We start from the raw sequence: 17,721 nt of genomic DNA, 5'->3' as shown, positions 1-17,721 counted from the left end.
TCGCCGCGACAGACACATATCCCAAGCTGATGGACGCCTTCAGCCAGACCCGAAAACATGCCCTCAACGCAGCGCAGGCCCGTGGCCTGACGCCGGATTGGTAACCGACCTTAGTCAGGAGAGACACATGCGTGACGCCCTTATCGTTTCCACCGCCCGCACCCCGATCGGCAAGGCCTATCGCGGTGCGTTCAACAACACCACGCCACAGGAACTGGCCGGTCATGCCATCGCGCATGCCGTGAGCCTTGCGGGCGTGGACCCGGCATCGGTGCAGGACGTCGTTCTGGGGGCGGCTTTGCAGCAGGGTCATTCCTCGGGCAATATCGCCCGTCAGGCCGCGATGCGGGCCGGGCTGCCGGTGAGCGTGGCCGGCATGTCGCTGGACCGGCAATGTGCCAGTGGCATGATGGCGATTGCGACCGCCGCCAAACAGGTCGTGATGGACGGTATGGACGTGGTCGTGGGCGGCGGTGTCGACAGTATCTCGATGGTGCAGACGCCCGAGATGCGGGTCAAGGCCGACCCCTGGCTGATGGCGCACAAGCCCGCCATCTACATGTCGATGCTGGAAACCGCCGAAACCGTCGCCGCGCGCTATGGTGTGAGCCGCGAGGAACAGGATGCCTATGCCGCCCAATCGCAGGAGCGTACCCACCTGGCACAGGAGGCCGGACGGTTCGACGATGAGATCGTGCCGCTGACATCGACCATGATGCTTCAGGACCGCGACACCAAGGAGATCTCGTATCACGAGGTGACGCTGGACAAGGACGAGGGCAACCGCCCCGGCACCAGTGCCGAAAGCCTGGCCGGTCTCAAACCCGTGTTCAAGGACGGGATGGTCATCAAAGAGGGCAAATACATCACCGCCGGCAATGCCTCACAGCTGAGCGACGGAGCCTCCGCCTCGGTCGTGATGGAGGCCAAGGCGGTCGAAAAGGCCGGGCTGGAGCCTCTGGGCCGCTATGTCGGTGTGATGGCCGCAGGCTGCGAGCCCGACGAGATGGGGATCGGCCCGATCTATGCGGTGCCGCCGCTGCTCAAGGCGCATGGGCTGACGATGGACGATATCGGGCTGTGGGAGCTGAACGAGGCATTCGCCGTTCAGGTGCTTTACTCCCGCGATCAACTTGGCATCCCGGATGCGCTGCTGAATGTCGATGGCGGTGCGATTTCCATCGGGCATCCCTATGGGATGTCCGGGGCGCGGATGGTCGGGCACGCTCTGATCGAAGGCAAGCGGCGCGGTGTGAAATACGTTGTCTGCACCATGTGCGTCGGTGGCGGCATGGGGGCGGCGGGCCTCTTTGAGGTCTTGTGACCGAAGCCCGCGCGATGCACCTTGGCCGGGGTTTTTTGGCCCGAGGCTTTATGGCCTGATATACGACAGACCGAGGGCGGCACGGTCCGCCCTCAGATCATAGAAGATAACGCTTTTCCGGAGGCTTCATGGCCCGCACCGACTCTCACCTGCCCGCCGCCCTGCGCGGGTTGCGCATTCCGCTGATCGCCGCTCCGCTTTTTATCATTTCCGTCCCGAAACTGGTGATCGCGCAATGCAAGGCGGGGATCGTCGGATCCTTTCCGGCGCTGAATGCGCGGGAGGCCGAGGGAGAGCCGCCGCTGCTCGAGGCCTGGCTGACGGAAATCCGCGAAGAGCTGGACCGCCACAACCAGGCCAACCCGGACCGGCCTGCGGCGCCCTTTGCCGTCAATCAGATCGTACACCGGTCAAACGGGCGGATGGACCGGGATCTGGAAATCTGTGTGCGCCACAAGGTGCCGATCTGGATCACCTCACTGGGCGCGCGGGTTGAGGTGAACGAGGCCGCGCATTCGGTCGGTGGCGTTGTGCTGCATGACATCATCAACAACAGCTTTGCCAGAAAGGCGATCGAGAAAGGGGCCGATGGGCTGGTCGCTGTCGCGGCGGGCGCCGGCGGGCATGCGGGGCAGCAATCGCCGCTGGCGCTGGTGCGGGAAATCCGTGAATGGTTCGATGGGCCGATCGCGCTCTCGGGTGCGATTGCCACGGGCGAGGCCTTGCTGGCCGCCCGAGCGGTGGGGGCCGATCTGGGCTATACCGGATCGCCTTTCATTGCCACGCAAGAGGCCAATGCCGATCAGGCCTATAAGGACATGATCGTGGGGTCGGGTGCTGAGGATATTGTCTATTCCTCGCTCTTTACCGGGGTCTGGGGCAACTATCTCAAAGGGTCGGTCAAGGCTGCGGGGATGGATCCCGACAACCTGCCGACCGCAGATTCCAGCTCGATGAACTTCGGACAGGACCGGGAGAAACCAAAGGCCTGGAAGACGATCTGGGGCTCTGGCCAGGGGATCGGCGCGATCAAGTCGGTTGGGCCCGCGGGCGCGATCGTGGACCGGATCGAGGCAGAATACCTTGCCGCAGGTCGGGCATTGGCCGCCGAGTTTTCCTAGATGGCCGAGCTTCTTGTGATCCGGCACGGGCAGGCGTCCTTCGGTCAGGACGATTACGATGTGTTGTCCGATCTTGGCCGGCATCAGTCCCGGGCGGTCGGCGCGCTGCTTGGCCGGATCGGCTGGGAACCTGATCGCCTGGTGACGGGCACGCTGAGACGGCAAAAGGATACGCTGACCGCCATGGGGTTTGACGCACCCCCCGAAGAGCATGCGGGCTTTGACGAGTATGACTTTGCCGATCTGCTGCATGCACGGTTCGACGGCCAAGTGCCGATAGTGGTCAAAGAGGACCGCAAGGCACATTTCCGGGCCTTGCGGGATACGGTGTTCGCATGGCAGGACGCGGCCTTTGATGGCGCATCCGAAACCTATGCCGCGTTTGCCGCACGGGTCGAGGCCGCGCGCCGCTTTGCCACCGACACCACGGCACGGCGTGTGCTTGTGGTGTCGTCCGGCGGGGTGATCGGGCAGATGACAGCGACGGTCATGGGCGCGCCCAAGCGGCATATGATGGAGCTGAATCTGCAAATCAAGAACACCGCGATGACCCGCTTTATGTTCAGTGGCGCGCGGTTTTCTTTGCATGAATTCAATGCCACGCCCCATTTCATGTCGCCGCAGGGCGCGGACCTGCTAAGCTATAGTTGAGGGAAGTAGGATGAGCGCAGAGACACAGACACTCGATGAGACGGCGGTGGCCCGCTATCTGACCGACCATTTGCCAGGGTTCGAGGGGCCGATGGAGGTGACCAAGTTCCAGACCGGTCAGTCGAACCCGACCTTTCTGCTCAGGACGCCCGCGCGCAGCTATGTCCTGCGCCGCAAACCGCCGGGCGTGTTGTTGAAATCCGCCCATGCGGTCGACCGGGAGTTTCGGGTCCAGCGCGCCCTGGCCGACACGGACGTGCCTGTCGCGCGCATGCATCTTTTGTGTGAAGATGACGACGTGATCGGATCCATGTTCTATGTGATGGACCATGTCCCGGGGCGCAACTTTTACGATCCGTCCATGCCCGATCTGGGCTCTGCCGACCGGGCCGGGATCATCGACGAGATGAACCGTGTGCTGGCCGCGTTGCACGATGTGGATATCGACGCGGTGGGTCTTTCGGATTACGGACCTGACGGCAATTACTTTGAACGGCAGGTGGCGCGCTGGTCCAAGCAATACCGCGCGTCCGAAACCCAGAGCATTCCGGCGATGGACGAGCTGATGCTGGCACTGGAGGAGCAGCGGCCCGAAGATGACGGCCAGCGCACATTGGTGCATGGCGACTACCGGATCGACAACATGATCTTCGACGCGCAGAGCACGCAATGTCGCGCGGTGCTGGATTGGGAGCTGTCGACCATTGGTCATCCCTATGCCGATCTGGCCGGGGTCATCATGCAATGGCAATTGCCCGCGGGCAGCGAAGGGCGAGGAATGGGCGGGCTGGACCGCGCAGCCCTTGGCCTGCCCTCCGATGAGGCTTTCATCGCCCGGTATTGCGACAGGCGCGGCTTGGATGGGATCGACAATTTCGGCTATTACCTCGGCTTTTGCTTCTTTCGCATGGCAGGGATCATTCAGGGCGTTCTCAAACGCGCGCTGGATGGCAATGCCTCGAACCCAGACCGCGCCATGAAGGTGGGGGAATACGTGCCGGTCTTTGCCCAGCATGGCCTGGATGCGCTCAAGCAAGGATAGCCACGTATGGACGATCTCGACGTCGGGGACGGCAAGGACCGCAATTTCGTCACCGCGCTGGCGCGGGGGCTTCAGCTTCTGCGGTGCTTTCGCGACGGCGAGGCGACACTCACCAACGCCGATTTCTCGGAACGCACGGGCCTGCCCAAGGCGACGATTTCACGGTTGACGCACACGTTGTGCGAGTTGGACTATCTTGCGCTGGATCCGCGCGCGGGCACCTATCGGCTGACCGCGGGCGTGCTGCATCTGGGGTTCAGCGTGCTCAGCGCGCTCGATATCGGGGCGCGGGCCAAACAGATCATGGAACGTCTGCGCGACGGGCCCAACTCCTATATCACCGTCGCCCTGGGCGAACAGCATCAGCTCGATGTGGTCTATCTGGTGACCTGCAACAGTCACGAGGGCGTCACGCTGGCGATCCGCGTGGGCACCCGTTTGCCGATCTTTCATTCGGGCATCGGTCAGGCCATCCTCGTCGGTATGGACGATGACGCCCGCGAGCGGATCTTTGAGATCGCCGGGCGCCGAGGTCCGGAGATCGAAGCCGAAGGTCGGGCCCGGTTTTCGGAGGCGCGCGCCATCTACGAGGACAAAGGGTTTTGCACCGGCTACGGGATCTGGCGAAGGGATGTGAACGGCATTGCGGTTCCGGTCTTTTCACTGGGCGGTGCGGGGGTTTATGGGCTGAATGTCGGGGGCCCGTCGTTCCGCGTAAAACCGCGCCAGCTTGAAAGCGTCTATGCCCCTATGCTGACCGAAGCGGGGCGTCTGCTGAGCACCCGAAGACCAGATTGAATCGGCGCGGTGATCTGTTCCGCACAGCGGAACGATTCCTGTGACAACCGGAAAATCTCCGGTGGATTTTTTCGAGTGTGTCCTCGCGGGTTCTTTCAAATCCAATTTGGATTACGCGCCTTTGCAACCCTGAGTCTATCTCATAAAAATTTATTATAAAACAAATACTTAAGAATTGATCAGCGAATTCCCGCCGGCGGTTATGCGCGCAATCAGCCAATAAAGTCTCACTCAATCCGCCGGAAATGACGCTGGGGCCTGCCGTGTCTGAACTCTTGACTTTAGCAGGGGGTATGCAACTCTTTCTGGGCAGCTGACGACCCAAAAATCAACTAATCGGGCGCGGCTGATTCTAGGGAGGACTACATGAAAAAGATCGTCAAACTCGGCGCGGTTTCCGCGCTTTCGTTGATTGTCGGCGCGGCATCCGCTTTTGCCGCGGACATCAAAATCGCCTTCATCGACCCCCTGTCGGGGCCCTTCGCCAGCACGGGCACAAACGGGCTGCACCAGTTTGAATTCGCGGCCGACTATATGGTCAACCAGCAGGGCGGCGTTCTGGGAGGACAAACGTTCGAGGTCGTCGGTTTCGACAACAAGATCAGCCCCAAGGAATCGCTGATCCAGTTGCAGGTCGCCATTGACCAGGGCATCCGGTTTATCACCCAGGGCAATTCGTCCGGCGTGGCCAACGCACTGACCGAGGCCATCGACAAGCACAACCGCCGCAACCCCGATGACCGGGTTTTGTTCTTGAACTATGCCGCCGTGGATCCGGCGCTGACCAATGACAAGTGCAATTTCTGGCATTTCCGCTTTGACGCCAATGCCGATATCAAGATGGATGCGATCACCGACTCGATTGCCTCCAACCAGGAGATCGAGCGGATCTATATCATCGGCCAGGACTATTCCTTTGGCAAGGCGGTCTCGGCTGCGGCCAACCGGTTCCTGAGCGAAAAACGCCCCGATATCGAGGTCGTCGGGGATGAACTGCACCCGATCGGCAAGGTCAAGGATTTCACCCCATATAGCCGCAAGATTGTCGCCTCGGGTGCGGATGCGGTGATCACCGGCAATTGGGGGGCGGATATGCTGGGCCTTGGCAAGTCGATCATCGAAAACGGGTTCGACGGGCCGATCTATACCTATTACGCGGCCGGTTCCGGCATCACGGCGGCTTTCGGCGAAACAGGCAAGGGCGCGATCCGTCTGGTGAGCGAAGGGCAGATCAACCCGCCGCCCACGGACGAGGCAGCCGCCTATTACCAGGCGTTCAAGGCCAAGTACCCCGATGGCAATATCGATCAGTCGCGGATCTCTAACACCATCGGGATGCTGGCACAGGCCATCGAGGCGGCAGGCACTGCCGATGACGTCGTCAAGGTTGCCTATGAGTTGGCAGGGATGGAGTACGAGTCGATCTGGGGCGGCAAGGTGTTCATGCGCGAAGAAGACCACCAGGCGATCCAGGATATCCATATCCAGGAGCATACCGACGAGGGGATCACCTTCACCTATGACGGGTCTGATTACGGTGTGCGTTCGATGAAACGGATCGAGATGGCGTCGATGGACAGCCCCACAACCTGTCAGATGAAACGCCCCTGAGTCATGGGACCGTTCTGAACAGGGTCATCTGATCGGCCTGTCCCGCGGGTGATGGGACGGGCCACCCAATTCTGTTATCCGCTAACCCTCTGGGGGGACCTATGGAACTCATCCTCGTCAATCTCATCGACGGGCTTGTGACCGGACTGCTCTTGTTCATGCTTTCCGCGGGCCTGACGCTTATCTTTTCCATGATGGGTGTGCTGAATTTCGCGCATGCCAGTTTTTATATGCTGGGCGCCTATTTCGCCTATCAGATCAGCATTGCGCTGGGGTTCTGGATGGGGCTGCTGATCGCGCCGCTGATCGTCGGGATCATGGGGGCCGGCGTCGAACGCTATGGGCTGAGGCGCGTTCATCAGTATGGGCATGTGCCTGAGCTGATCTTTACCTTTGGTCTTGCCTTGCTGATCGAAGAGCTGGTGCAGTTCATCTGGGGCAAGAACCAGATGCCCTATTCGGTTCCCGATGTCCTGAACTTCACCGCCTTCGCGATCGCGGGCAACTCCATCCCCGCCTACAAGATTTTCATGATCTTCATCTCGATCGCGATCTTTATCGGGTTGCTGTACATCCTGACCAGAACCCGGGTCGGCATGATCATCCAGGCCGCGCTGAGCTATCCGCGCACGGTCGAGGCGCTGGGGCATAACGTGCCGCTGATCTTCATGGGTGTCTTCGGCGTGGGAACAGCCCTTGCAGGGGTTGCCGGCGTGATCGCGGGGCCGGTTCTGGGCACCTTTCCCGGCATGGCCTTTGTGCTGGGATCCATCGTGTTCGTGACGATCGTGATCGGCGGGTTGGGATCGCTTTGGGGGGCGCTGGTGGCCTCGCTTCTGATCGGGTGGATCACGACCTTCGCGAAATCCTACAACATTGCGATGTCCGATATTCTGAACGGGATCGGCATTCCCAGCCCGGCCGACCTTGATACCAGCGCGTTTCGCGATCTCTGGACGGTGACCAGTCCGCAGATCGCCGATATTCTGCCCTATATCCTGATGGTGATGATCCTGATCTTTCGCCCGCAGGGTCTGTTCGGAAAGCGGCAGTCATGACCGATACGAACGTGAAAGATCCCGCGCGCTCCAAGGAGCAGATCACCACCGACCCGAGCAAACCTGCCCAGCGGATGGGCGCAGGGTCGATGACCCTGACGCTGACGCCCTGGCTGATCGGGGCAGTGCTGCTGGCGATCCTGCCTTTCGTCTTTACGTCCAATTCGGCGCTGACCATCATGAACCAGATGTGGATCACGGTGATCTTCGCGCTGGCCTATAACATGCTTTTGGGCCAGGGCGGCATGCTGTCGTTCGGCCATGCGGTCTATGCCGGGGTGGGCGGATTTGCCTGCATGCATATCATGAACGCGTCCGATTTCTTTGCCAGCTTTCCCCTGCCGGTGCTGCCGATCTTTGGCGGCCTTTTCGGCATGGGTCTGGCGCTGATCGTCGGCAGCTTTTCGACACGCTCGGCCGGAACCGTCTTTGCGATGATTTCCCTGGGCGTGGGAGAGTTGATCGCGGCCTCGTCGGTGATCGTGGTGGCGTTTTTTGGCGGTGAGGAAGGGATTTCCGGCGACAGAACCTATGCGATGCCGTTTTTTGGCAATGAGTTTCTGCAACAGATCGACGTCTATTACCTGATCTCGTTCTGGGTGATTGTGTCGGCGGCGCTGATGTATCTGTGGTCGCGCACGCCCGTGGGCCGGATGGCCAACGCGGTGCGCGACAACCCCGAACGGGCCGAGTTCCTGGGGTATTCCGCGCGTTGGGTCAGGTTCTACAGCTTTGTCGCGTCGGGCTTTTTTGCGGGCATCGCGGGCGGGCTTTTCGCCATCAACTATGAGATCCTGACCGAAGAGAACCTCAACACGGCCTCATCCGGCATTATCCTGCTGGTGACGTTCCTGGGCGGGGTCGGCTTTTTCTTCGGACCGATCATCGGCGCCATCGTCTTTACCCTGGTGCAGACGGTGCTGTCGCTGGAAACCGATCTTTGGGCGTTTTACGCAGGCACGCTGTTTGTGGCGACGGTGATGTTCTTTCCCGGCGGCCTGGCCGGTCTGATGATGATGCATGTCCCGGCGTTCAAGCTGGGCAAGGCGGGGTATCTGGTGCGGCCCTATATCAGGACGTTGATCCCGGCGGCGATCGGGACCCTTGGGCTCTGCGCGTTGGTCGAGATGACCTTTCATGTCCGGCACGCGGCGACAGGCGACACGCAGATGACGCTCTTTTGGATCCCGTTCGACAGCCACGCGATCCTGCCATGGGTCATTGCCGCGGCTATTGCGCTGATCGGTCTGGGCATTGCCCGGGCCACGACCCCGGCCTTGCGCGACGCCTGGAACGAGGCCAACACTGCGGGAGATCGGTCATGAGCGTTCCTGCACTGCAGCTCGAAGGGCTCAAGAAAAGCTTTGGCAAGGCCGAGATCATCCGGGGGGTCGATCTGGAAATCGGACGCGGGGAGCGCCACGCTGTGATCGGCCCTAACGGGGCAGGCAAATCCACGCTCTTTAACCTGATCACGGCGCGGTTTGCGCCAACGGAGGGCAAGGTCAGGCTTCATGGCGAGGATCTGAGCGGGTTGCAGCCCTTTCAGATCAACCGCAAGGGGCTCAGCCGGTCGTTTCAGATCACCAATATCTTTCCCCGCATGACCGTCTTTGAAAACGTGCGCTGCGCACTGTTGTGGGCGCAGGGGTACAGGTATTCGTTCTGGAACCTCGTGAACCGATCGCGGCAGCTGACCGAGAGCACCGATGCGATCCTCGATCAGATCAACCTCTCGGAGCGGCGCGACCTGCCCGCCGGGACACTGTCTTATGCCGAGCAGCGCGCGCTTGAGATCGGGATCACCATCGCGGGCGGGGCCGATGTGATCATGCTCGATGAGCCCACGGCCGGGATGAGCCATTCCGAGACCGATTACATCACCGAGCTGATCCTCAAGGTCACCGAAGGCAAGACGCTGGTGATGGTCGAGCATGACATGGGCGTGGTCTTTAACCTTGCCGACCGGATCAGCGTGCTGGTTTATGGCGAGATCATCGCGACGGGCAAGCCCGCCGATGTGCGCGGCGATCCCAGGGTGCAGGAAGCCTATCTTGGCGAGGCGTTGGAGACCGAACAGTGATCGAAGTGACCGACATGCATGCCTATTACGGCAAGTCGCACATCCTTCAGGGTGTGAATATGACCGTCAAGGAGGGGGAGATCGTGGCCCTGCTGGGCCGCAACGGGGTGGGCCGGTCGACCACCTGCAAGGCCATCATGGGTGAGGTGACACCGATCGGATCGGTGAAATTCAAGGGCGAGGAGATCGCGGGCCGCAAAGCGTTCGAGATTGCCAATATGGGCGTCGGCTATGTGCCGGAAAACCGCGATATCTTTCCAGGGCTGACCACGCGGCAGAACCTGACGCTGGGCCTCAAGCCCGGGCAGAAGGATGGCGCGGGGCGGTGGTCGATGCAGGCCATGTTCGAGATGTTCGAAAATCTCAATCAGCGCGCGGATGTCGAAGCCTCGGTCCTGTCTGGCGGTGAACAGCAGATGCTGACCATGTGCCGCACGCTGATGGGCGACCCGGACTTCGTCATGATCGACGAACCGACCGAAGGGTTGTCGCCGCAGATGGTGCAGAAGGTGGCACAGGTGCTTCAGGAAATCGCCAAGCGCGGTATCTCCACACTGCTGGTGGAACAAAAGCTCTCTATCGCGCTCGATATCGCGCACAGGGTCTATGTCATGGGGCACGGGCAGATCGTCTTTGAAGGCACCCCTGCGGACCTCAAAGCCGCCGATGAGGTGCGTCGCGAATGGCTTGAGGTCTGATGGCGATGGGAACGCTTGACGCTGAAAGGCTCGCACGGATCAAACTGTGGATGCAGCGATATGTGGATGCGCGCCGATATCCCGGCGCCTCGGTGCTGATCGCTCAGGGCGGGCAGGAGGTTTTCTATCACGATTGCGGGCTGCGCGATATCGAGGCGAGGCAGCCCTGGTCGCGCGATACCGTGGCGCGGATCTATTCGATGACCAAGCCGGTGACCTCGGCCGCGCTTATGATGTTGGTCGAGCGCGGTCTGGTCCATCTCGACGTGCCGGTCTCGGACTTCATCCCAGGGTTTGGCGATGCGCGTTGTCTGATCCCCGGTGCCTCCGATCTGGCGCAGACCGAGCCCTGTGCGCCGCCCAGCCTGCACCAGATACTGACCCATACCTCCGGGCTGAGCTATTCGTTCAACACAGGGCCGGTGCCGGAAGCGATGCGCGACGGCAAGCTCGACTTTGGCCCTGGCGCGCGCCGTCTGGCCGATGTCGCCGATGCGGTCGCCCGGCTTCCGCTGGCCTTTCGGCCCGGCACACGCTGGGAGTATTCTGTCGGCATCGACATCATCGGACGGGTTATCGAGGTGATCACCGGCCAGGATCTGGGCCAGTTTGTTGTGGACGAACTGCTCGATCCGCTGGGCATGTCGGAGACCCGCTTTGCCGTTCCGCCGACCGCGCGCGCGCGGTTTGCGGCGCTCTATACCCCGCTGGCGGGGGACAGCTTTGATCTGAACGCGCGCGCCCAGGGCGATGAGACGCTGCGGCAGGCCGATGGCGCGACCGACAGCCCGTTTCTGGACAGCCGGATGCAGTCCGGCGGCGGCGGGCTGGTCGGGACAATCGACGACTATGTGAAGTTTGCAGAGATGCTGCGCGCCGGTGGGGCGGGTCTTTTGTCACCGGCAACGCTGGCGTTCATGATGCGCAACCATCTGGCGGGCGACATCGCATCGATGGGTCCCGACAGCTTTGCCGAACAACCGATGGAGGGCATGGGCTTTGGCATCGGCGGGGCGGTCGTGCTGGACCCGGCGCGCGCGCGCGTGCCGGGCTCGGTCGGGGATTACTCCTGGGGCGGTATGGCGTCGACGTTTTTCTGGGTGGACCGGGCGCAGGATCTGTGCGTGGTCTTTTTCACACAGCTTTCGCCCAGCTCGTCCTATCCCTCCCGCTCCGAGCTCAAGGCCCTGGTGCAGGGGGCGTTGCTGTGACCGGGCGCGTTTTGTGGACACCCCCGCCCGAGCGCTATGCCGCATCGACCATGGCTCAGTTCACGCGGTTTGTGGAAGACACGCGCGGTCTGCGCTTTGCCGATTACAACGCCATGTGGCGCTGGAGCGTCGACGACCTCAACGGGTTCTGGACCGCGATCTGGGATTTCTTTGAGATCCCCGCCGCCCCCCGGCCCGAGCGCCTGTTGGTCAAGCGGCAGATGCCCGACATGGAATGGGGCACCGGGGGGCGGTTGAATTACGCCGAAAACATCCTGCGCCATGCCCAGGGCCGCGAGGATCAAACCGCGCTGATCGTGCAATCCGAGACCTTTGGCCGGTCCGAGCTGAGCTGGGGCGCGCTGCGCGATCAGGTTGCCAGCGTCGCCGCGCGGTTGCACGAAATGGGGGTGGGCGAGGGGGATCGCGTGGTCGCGATCCTGCCCAATACCGAAACCGCGTTGATCGCCTTTCTGGCAACGGCCAGCGTTGGGGCGATCTGGTCGCTTTGCGCGCCGGATATGGGGCATGTGGCGATCCTGGACCGGTTTGAGCAGATCGAACCCAAGGTGCTGATCGCACAGGACGGCTATGTCCATGCAGGCCAGAGAGTGGACCGCCGGGCGGTGCTGGCGCAGATCGCCGATGGTCTGCCGGGTGTTGAATACCATGTCACGCTGCCGGTGGTGGGTGATCTGCCGGAGGGCCATATCGACTGGCGCACGCTGATTACGGACACGGTGCCCTTCGCCCCCAAACAGGTTCCATTCGAACACCCGGTCTGGATCGTCTATTCCTCGGGCACCACGGGCAATCCCAAACCCATCGTACATGGCCATGGCGGTGTTGTTCTTGAGGGCTGCAAACAATCGCTGCATATGGATCTGTCGTCACGGGACCGCTATTGCTGGCTGACCTCTTCGGGCTGGATCATGTGGCAGTCGCAATGGGTTGCGCTGGGTCAGGGTGCCGCCGTCGCGATGTTCGACGGGGCGGTAAACCATCCCGACATGTCGGTCGTCTGGCGTTTCATCGCGGAGGAGCGGTTGACGTATTTCGGCGCGGGCGCGGCTTTTTTCAGCGGCTGCATGAAGGCCGGGATCACCCCACGCGACGCGGTCGATCTGGGCGCGCTGCGGTCTCTGGGGTCGACCGGATCGCCGCTGTCGGGGGATGCCTATGACTGGATCTACCGGGATGTGAAAACAGATCAATGGCTCGCGCCCATTGCCGGCGGCACGGACCTTGCCGGAGCCTTCGTGCTCGGCCATCCCGGCATGCCGGTGCGCGCGGGCGAAATGCAGTGCCGCGCGCTTGGCAATGCGGTGCGGTCCTTCGATCCGGCAGGCAATGACCTGGTCGGAGAAGTCGGAGAGCTTGTCTGCACCGAACCCTTGCCCTCGATGCCGCTGTGTTTCTGGGGCGATACGGATGGGACACGGCTGCATGACAGCTATTTCGCCGATTATCCGGGCATCTGGCGGCACGGGGATTGGATCAGTATCGCCGAAGATGGCTCCAGCGTGATCTATGGCCGGTCGGACGCGACCATCAATCGCAAGGGGCTGCGGCTGGGGTCGGCCGAGATCTATCAGGCGGTCGAAGGCCTGGACGAGATCCTCGACAGTCTTGTCGTCGATCTGGAATTTCTGGGCCGCGAGAGCTTTATGCCGCTCTTTGTCGTCCCGGCGCCGGGTGCCGCGCTGGACGACGCGCTGAAAGAGCGGATCAATACGGCGATCCGGTCGCAGGTCTCGGCCCGGTTTGTGCCCAATGAGATCGTCGAGATCACGGAGGTGCCGCGCACATTGTCGGGCAAGAAACTTGAAGTTCCGGTGAAAAAGCTTTTGCTTGGGCAGGCTGCCGAGCGGGTGGTGAATCGCGACAGCATGGCCAACCCCGCAAGCTTTGACTTTTTCATCGCCTATGCGACAGCACGGGCCACGTCCTGAGGCCCTGCCATGACCACCACCACGACCCCCGCCGACGCGCTGCTCGGTCTTTTGGATATCGAACAGCTTGAGGTGGATCTGTTTCGCGGGATCGGCGGCGGAGGCGAGACGACCACACGCATTTTCGGCGGTCACGTGATCGCGCAGGCGCTGATGGCGGCCTATCGCACGGTGCCGGATCGGCTCTGTCATTCGCTGCATGCCTATTTCATCCGTCCCGGCGATCCGGCCATTCCGGTGATCTATCAGGTCGACCGGGCCCGCGATGGCGGCAGTTTCACAACCCGGCGGGTGGTGGCGATCCAGCATGGCAAGCAGATCTTCAACATGGCGGCCTCGTTTCATGTGACCGAAGAGGGCTGGTCCTGGCAGCATCCCATGAAAGACGTCGGCGCGCCCGAGGACTGGCCCAGCCGGGACGAACTGCGCCAGGGCGCTGTGGACCGGATCCCGGAAAAGTACCGGTCAGATTTCCTGCGCGAACGGCCCATCGAACTGCGCGAGGTAGCCCCCCGCGACTTTTTCGAGCCCGCGATCACCGATGACCGCAATCAACTGTGGTTCCGGATGCAGGCGGCCCGGGGTCAAAGCCCGCAGATGCAGCATTGCCTGCTGGCCTACGCATCGGACATGAACCTGCTGGGCTCGTCGCTGCGGCCGCACGGGCTGACGTGGTTTCAGGGCAAGGTGATGACGGCGAGCCTGGATCACGCGATGTGGTTTCACGCGCCCATCGAGTTTGCGGACTGGCATCTTTACGATCTCGATGCGCCCTGGACGGGCGGCGGCCGCGGGTTCAACCGTGGCGCCATCTATGCCCATGACGGCCAGCTTGTGGCCAGTGTCGCGCAGGAGGGCCTGATGCGCCCCCTGCACAAGGACTGACACCCTCAGCCAAACACGAAAAAGCACATCTTGTTGCCATCCGGGTCGCGCACATATGCGCCATAAAACTGATCCGGGATCCGCTGACCCGGCGCGCCCTCATCTGTGGCCCCCAGTTCAATCGCGCGATGATAGAGCGTTTCGGCCTCGGCCTTGGTCGAGGTGGGAAAGGCGATCATGACCCCGTTGCCGGGTGTGGGTGCCTGCTTGTCGTAGGGTTCGCAGACGGCCAGCATCGGCTCGCCCCGCTTGGTGCCGATAAAGGCGATGCGACCGGCATCGATCACGACCTTTGCGCCCTGGTCGGCAAAAAGGTCGGTGTAGAACGCCTTGGCCCGGTCCAGGTCCGAGACGCCGATTGTCGTATATCCGATCATTGTGAAATCCTCTTTCTAGGTCAGGGTGTTACAGGGCCGGATGCGGCAGTCTAGGCCAGCTCTCCGAACCGTCGGTTCAGTTTGCGCATGCCGCCGATCCAGCGGTCATAATCCTCGACCTTGTTGCGCATATACCCCCGCACTTGGGCGTGGGTCAGGATCAGGAAGGTCTCGTCGCGGATCGCTTCGAGGCAGATCTGCGCAACAGGCCCCGGCTCCATCATGCCGTCGATGGCGGCCACGTGATCCTCGTGTCCCCGGGTCATTTCGGTGCGCACGGCCTGCGGGCACAGAACGCTGACCTTGATCCCGTCATCGCCATGGGTCATCGCGATCCATTCCGCCAGACCGACCGCGGCGTGTTTGGTCACCCCGTAGGAGGCCGAGCCCACCTGATTGAGCAAGCCTGCGGCAGAGGCGGTATTCAGCAGATACCCACCGCCGCGCGCGGCCATCCGGGGCACAAGGTGGCGCGCCGCCCAGACATGGGACATCACGTTGACCTCCCACACCCGCTGCCAGTCGTCATTGGGCGTCTCCATCCCGCCGCCCACGGCGATCCCGGCATTCGAGAAAAAGAGGTCGATGGGGCCGATCTTATCCTCCACATCGTCGATCATCGCGGTGATCTGATCCTCGCATGAGACATCGACCGTATAGGCCACTCCGCCGATCTCCCGGGCCGTTTGCGCCGCGCCCTCGCCGTTGCGGTCCACGCAGACCACCTTCGCCGCGCCCGCCTGGGCGAACGCGACGCACAGCGCGCGGCCGATCCCGCTTGCCGCGCCTGTCACAACGCAGATCCTGCCTGTGATATCCATCGCTCAACTCCACATGCTTGAGCCGCCGCACACGGTCAGCGCCTGACCGGTCATGTACCGGCTGGCATCCGAGGCGAGGTAGACGGCAATGCCCGCGAAATCCTCGGGCTCGCCCAGACGGCGCAGGGGGATCTCCTCCTGCACGCGTTTGGCGGTTTCGGGATTGTCCCACAGCTCGCGCGCGAAGTCGGTCTTGACCAGGCCCGGGCAAAGCGCGTTGAACCGCAGGCCCTTGGGCCCGAACTCGGCCGCCAGATTGCGGCAGAGCCCGATCAGTGCCAGTTTCGACATCGCATAGGTGCCCAACATCACCGAGGCCTTGAACGCCCCGATAGAGGACGTAAAGACCATCGAGCCGCTGCCTTTCGCCACCATGTCGGGCGCGACCATCTGCGCCAGCCACAGGTTGGACTGAACATTGGCCTGCATGGTCCGCTCATAAGCCTCGTCGGGGATTTCGGAGGTTTTGCCATAATAGGGGTTTACCCCGGCATTGCCGATCACCACGTCGATCGGACCGGCCAGATCATGGGTCCGGTCCACCAGCGCCTGCACCTGATCCTTGTGAACCACATTGCAGGGCACCGCATGGGCGCGGCCTTTGCCACGGGCGTTGATCTGCGCTGCGGCGGCCTCCAGTTGATCGGGCTTGCGCGCCGAAATCACGACCGTCGCGCCATGATCGGCAAGCGCCGTGGCCATGGCCAGACCCATGCCCTTGGACGCGCCGGTCAGAAGGGCGGTCTTGCCGGTCAGATCGAACAGGCTCATCCCATGAACCCCGAGGCGCCACGTTCCTTGCCCACCGCCTTGGCCGCCGATTGGCGCGCGTTGCTTTGCTGATAGGTCTTGACCTCATGCCGGGCGATGACGTGATGATGCACCTCGTCCGGCCCGTCCGCATAGCGCAGCGTGCGCTGTTGCGCATACATGCCCGACAGCGGCGACCATTGGCTGATGCCCGTGGCGCCATGAACCTGCATGGCCTGGTCGATGATGTCGCAGACCTGTTCCGGCACCTTGGCCTTGATCATCGACACCCAGATACGCGCCTCCTTGTTGCCCAGCACATCCATTGCCTTGGCGGCTTTCAGCACCAGAAGGCGCATCGCCTCGATCTCGATCTTGGCGCGCGAGATGGTTTCCATGTTCTTGCCCAGATCGACGATCTTCTTGCCAAAGGCTTCGCGCGTGAGCCCGCGTTCCATCATCAGATCCAGCGCCTTTTCCGCCTGCCCGATGGAGCGCATGCAGTGGTGAATGCGCCCCGGCCCCAGGCGCACCTGGCTGATCTCGAATCCGCGCCCCTCGCCCCAGAGCATGTTGCTTTCGGGCACGCGGACATTGTTGAACCGGATGTGCATATGCCCATGCGGCGCGTCGTCATGGCCAAAGACATGCATCGGTCCCAGGATTTCGACGCCCGGCGCGTCCATCGGCACCAGGATCTGGCTCTGCTGGCGGAAAGGTTCGGCATCGGGCGAGGTCTTGACCATCGTGATCATGATCTTGCAGCGCGGATCGCCCGCGCCCGAGATATAGTATTTCTCGCCATTGATGACCCATTCGCCATTTTCCAGCACCGCCGAGGTCGAGATATTGCGCGCATCCGACGAGGCGACATCCGGTTCGGTCATCGCAAAGGCCGAGCGGATCTCCCCCGCCAGGAGCGGCTTGAGCCAGGTGTCCTTCTGCTCTTGCGTGCCGATGCGTTCCAGCACCTCCATATTGCCGGTGTCGGGCGCCGAACAGTTCAGCGTTTCGGAGGCCAATGGGTTCTTGCCCAGCTCAGCCGCGATATAGGCGTAATCGAGGTTCGACAGCCCCTCGCCGGTTTCGGCATTGGGCAGAAAGAAGTTCCACAGACCCGCCGCGCGCGCCTTTTGCTTGAGCCCGTCGAGCAGTTCGAGCTGACCCGGCGCATAGGACCAGCGATCCGCGCGCCCCTCGCCCAGACGATAGAACTCTTCGGTCACCGGATCGACGTTTTCGCGGATATGCTTGATCACCGCGTTCAGCAAAGGCTTGGCGCCTTCGGACATTTCCAGATTGTTCAGGCTGGCGGGTGAGGTCGTGTCGGACATGGGGA

The 17,721-nt window shown here is 62.1% G+C and carries 17 protein-coding genes; 13 read left to right on the top strand and 4 right to left on the bottom strand.

Going from position 1 to position 17,721, the window contains the following annotated elements:
• Positions 1-127: 127 nt before the first annotated feature.
• From HEP69_RS19175 to HEP69_RS19115, 13 genes are all read left to right on the top strand, one after another.
• Positions 128-1,324: an acetyl-CoA C-acyltransferase gene (locus HEP69_RS19175; RefSeq protein ID WP_290560112.1), complete on the top strand. Its 1,197-nt coding sequence runs from the start codon at positions 128-130 to the stop codon at positions 1,322-1,324.
• Between the two features lie 128 nt (positions 1,325-1,452).
• On the top strand, positions 1,453-2,445 hold the full coding sequence (locus HEP69_RS19170) for a nitronate monooxygenase family protein (RefSeq protein ID WP_290560111.1): 993 nt from the start codon (positions 1,453-1,455) through the stop codon (positions 2,443-2,445).
• The gene (locus HEP69_RS19165; protein WP_290560110.1) at positions 2,446-3,096 is read left to right on the top strand and encodes a histidine phosphatase family protein; all 651 of its coding nucleotides are present in this window, start codon (positions 2,446-2,448) and stop codon (positions 3,094-3,096) included.
• A 10-nt stretch (positions 3,097-3,106) separates the two neighbouring features.
• Complete coding sequence (locus tag HEP69_RS19160; RefSeq protein WP_290560109.1) at positions 3,107-4,138, top strand: phosphotransferase family protein; 1,032 nt, start codon at positions 3,107-3,109, stop codon at positions 4,136-4,138.
• A gap of 6 nt (positions 4,139-4,144) precedes the next feature.
• Positions 4,145-4,936 (top strand): IclR family transcriptional regulator, encoded by a 792-nt coding sequence (locus HEP69_RS19155; RefSeq protein WP_290560108.1) that lies wholly within the window; start codon positions 4,145-4,147, stop codon positions 4,934-4,936.
• Between the two features lie 366 nt (positions 4,937-5,302).
• The gene (locus HEP69_RS19150) at positions 5,303-6,547 is read left to right on the top strand and encodes a branched-chain amino acid ABC transporter substrate-binding protein (RefSeq protein WP_290560107.1); all 1,245 of its coding nucleotides are present in this window, start codon (positions 5,303-5,305) and stop codon (positions 6,545-6,547) included.
• Between the two features lie 101 nt (positions 6,548-6,648).
• Entirely contained in the window at positions 6,649-7,605 is a 957-nt protein-coding gene (locus HEP69_RS19145; protein WP_290560106.1) for a branched-chain amino acid ABC transporter permease, read from the top strand.
• The gene (locus HEP69_RS19140) at positions 7,602-8,930 is read left to right on the top strand and encodes a branched-chain amino acid ABC transporter permease (RefSeq protein WP_290560105.1); all 1,329 of its coding nucleotides are present in this window, start codon (positions 7,602-7,604) and stop codon (positions 8,928-8,930) included. Before HEP69_RS19145 ends, HEP69_RS19140 begins: the two co-directional genes overlap by 4 nt.
• A complete protein-coding gene (locus tag HEP69_RS19135) occupies positions 8,927-9,688 on the top strand; it encodes an ABC transporter ATP-binding protein (RefSeq protein ID WP_290560104.1) in 762 nt (253 codons plus the stop codon). Before HEP69_RS19140 ends, HEP69_RS19135 begins: the two co-directional genes overlap by 4 nt.
• Before the next feature lie 14 nt (positions 9,689-9,702).
• Positions 9,703-10,386: an ABC transporter ATP-binding protein gene (locus HEP69_RS19130; RefSeq protein WP_366111640.1), complete on the top strand. Its 684-nt coding sequence runs from the start codon at positions 9,703-9,705 to the stop codon at positions 10,384-10,386.
• 5 nt (positions 10,387-10,391) lie between these two features.
• Positions 10,392-11,597, top strand: coding sequence for a serine hydrolase domain-containing protein (locus tag HEP69_RS19125; protein ID WP_290560102.1), 1,206 nt, complete (start codon positions 10,392-10,394; stop codon positions 11,595-11,597).
• Positions 11,594-13,549 (top strand): acetoacetate--CoA ligase, encoded by a 1,956-nt coding sequence (locus HEP69_RS19120; protein WP_290560101.1) that lies wholly within the window; start codon positions 11,594-11,596, stop codon positions 13,547-13,549. Before HEP69_RS19125 ends, HEP69_RS19120 begins: the two co-directional genes overlap by 4 nt.
• Before the next feature lie 9 nt (positions 13,550-13,558).
• On the top strand, positions 13,559-14,434 hold the full coding sequence (locus tag HEP69_RS19115) for an acyl-CoA thioesterase II (protein WP_290560100.1): 876 nt from the start codon (positions 13,559-13,561) through the stop codon (positions 14,432-14,434).
• Between the two features lie 5 nt (positions 14,435-14,439).
• Here the strand turns inward: HEP69_RS19115 and HEP69_RS19110 are convergent, their stop codons facing one another.
• Genes HEP69_RS19110 through HEP69_RS19095 form a run of 4 tightly spaced genes read right to left on the bottom strand, consistent with a single transcriptional unit; the run spans position 14,440 to position 17,716 of the window.
• Positions 14,440-14,811: a VOC family protein gene (locus tag HEP69_RS19110; RefSeq protein WP_290560099.1), complete on the bottom strand. Its 372-nt coding sequence runs from the start codon at positions 14,809-14,811 to the stop codon at positions 14,440-14,442.
• Between the two features lie 50 nt (positions 14,812-14,861).
• The gene (locus HEP69_RS19105; RefSeq protein WP_290560098.1) at positions 14,862-15,632 is read right to left on the bottom strand and encodes an SDR family oxidoreductase; all 771 of its coding nucleotides are present in this window, start codon (positions 15,630-15,632) and stop codon (positions 14,862-14,864) included.
• A 3-nt stretch (positions 15,633-15,635) separates the two neighbouring features.
• Positions 15,636-16,403 (bottom strand): SDR family oxidoreductase, encoded by a 768-nt coding sequence (locus HEP69_RS19100; RefSeq protein ID WP_290560097.1) that lies wholly within the window; start codon positions 16,401-16,403, stop codon positions 15,636-15,638.
• On the bottom strand, positions 16,400-17,716 hold the full coding sequence (locus HEP69_RS19095) for an acyl-CoA dehydrogenase family protein (RefSeq protein WP_290560096.1): 1,317 nt from the start codon (positions 17,714-17,716) through the stop codon (positions 16,400-16,402). The genes HEP69_RS19100 and HEP69_RS19095 overlap by 4 nt, the downstream gene beginning before the upstream one ends.
• Positions 17,717-17,721: the final 5 nt, after the last annotated feature.

Source organism: Aestuariivita sp., assembly GCF_021404545.1.
Classification (GTDB): Bacteria; Pseudomonadota; Alphaproteobacteria; order Rhodobacterales; family Rhodobacteraceae; genus Aestuariivita.
This window is presented reverse-complemented; position numbering and strand designations above follow the sequence as displayed.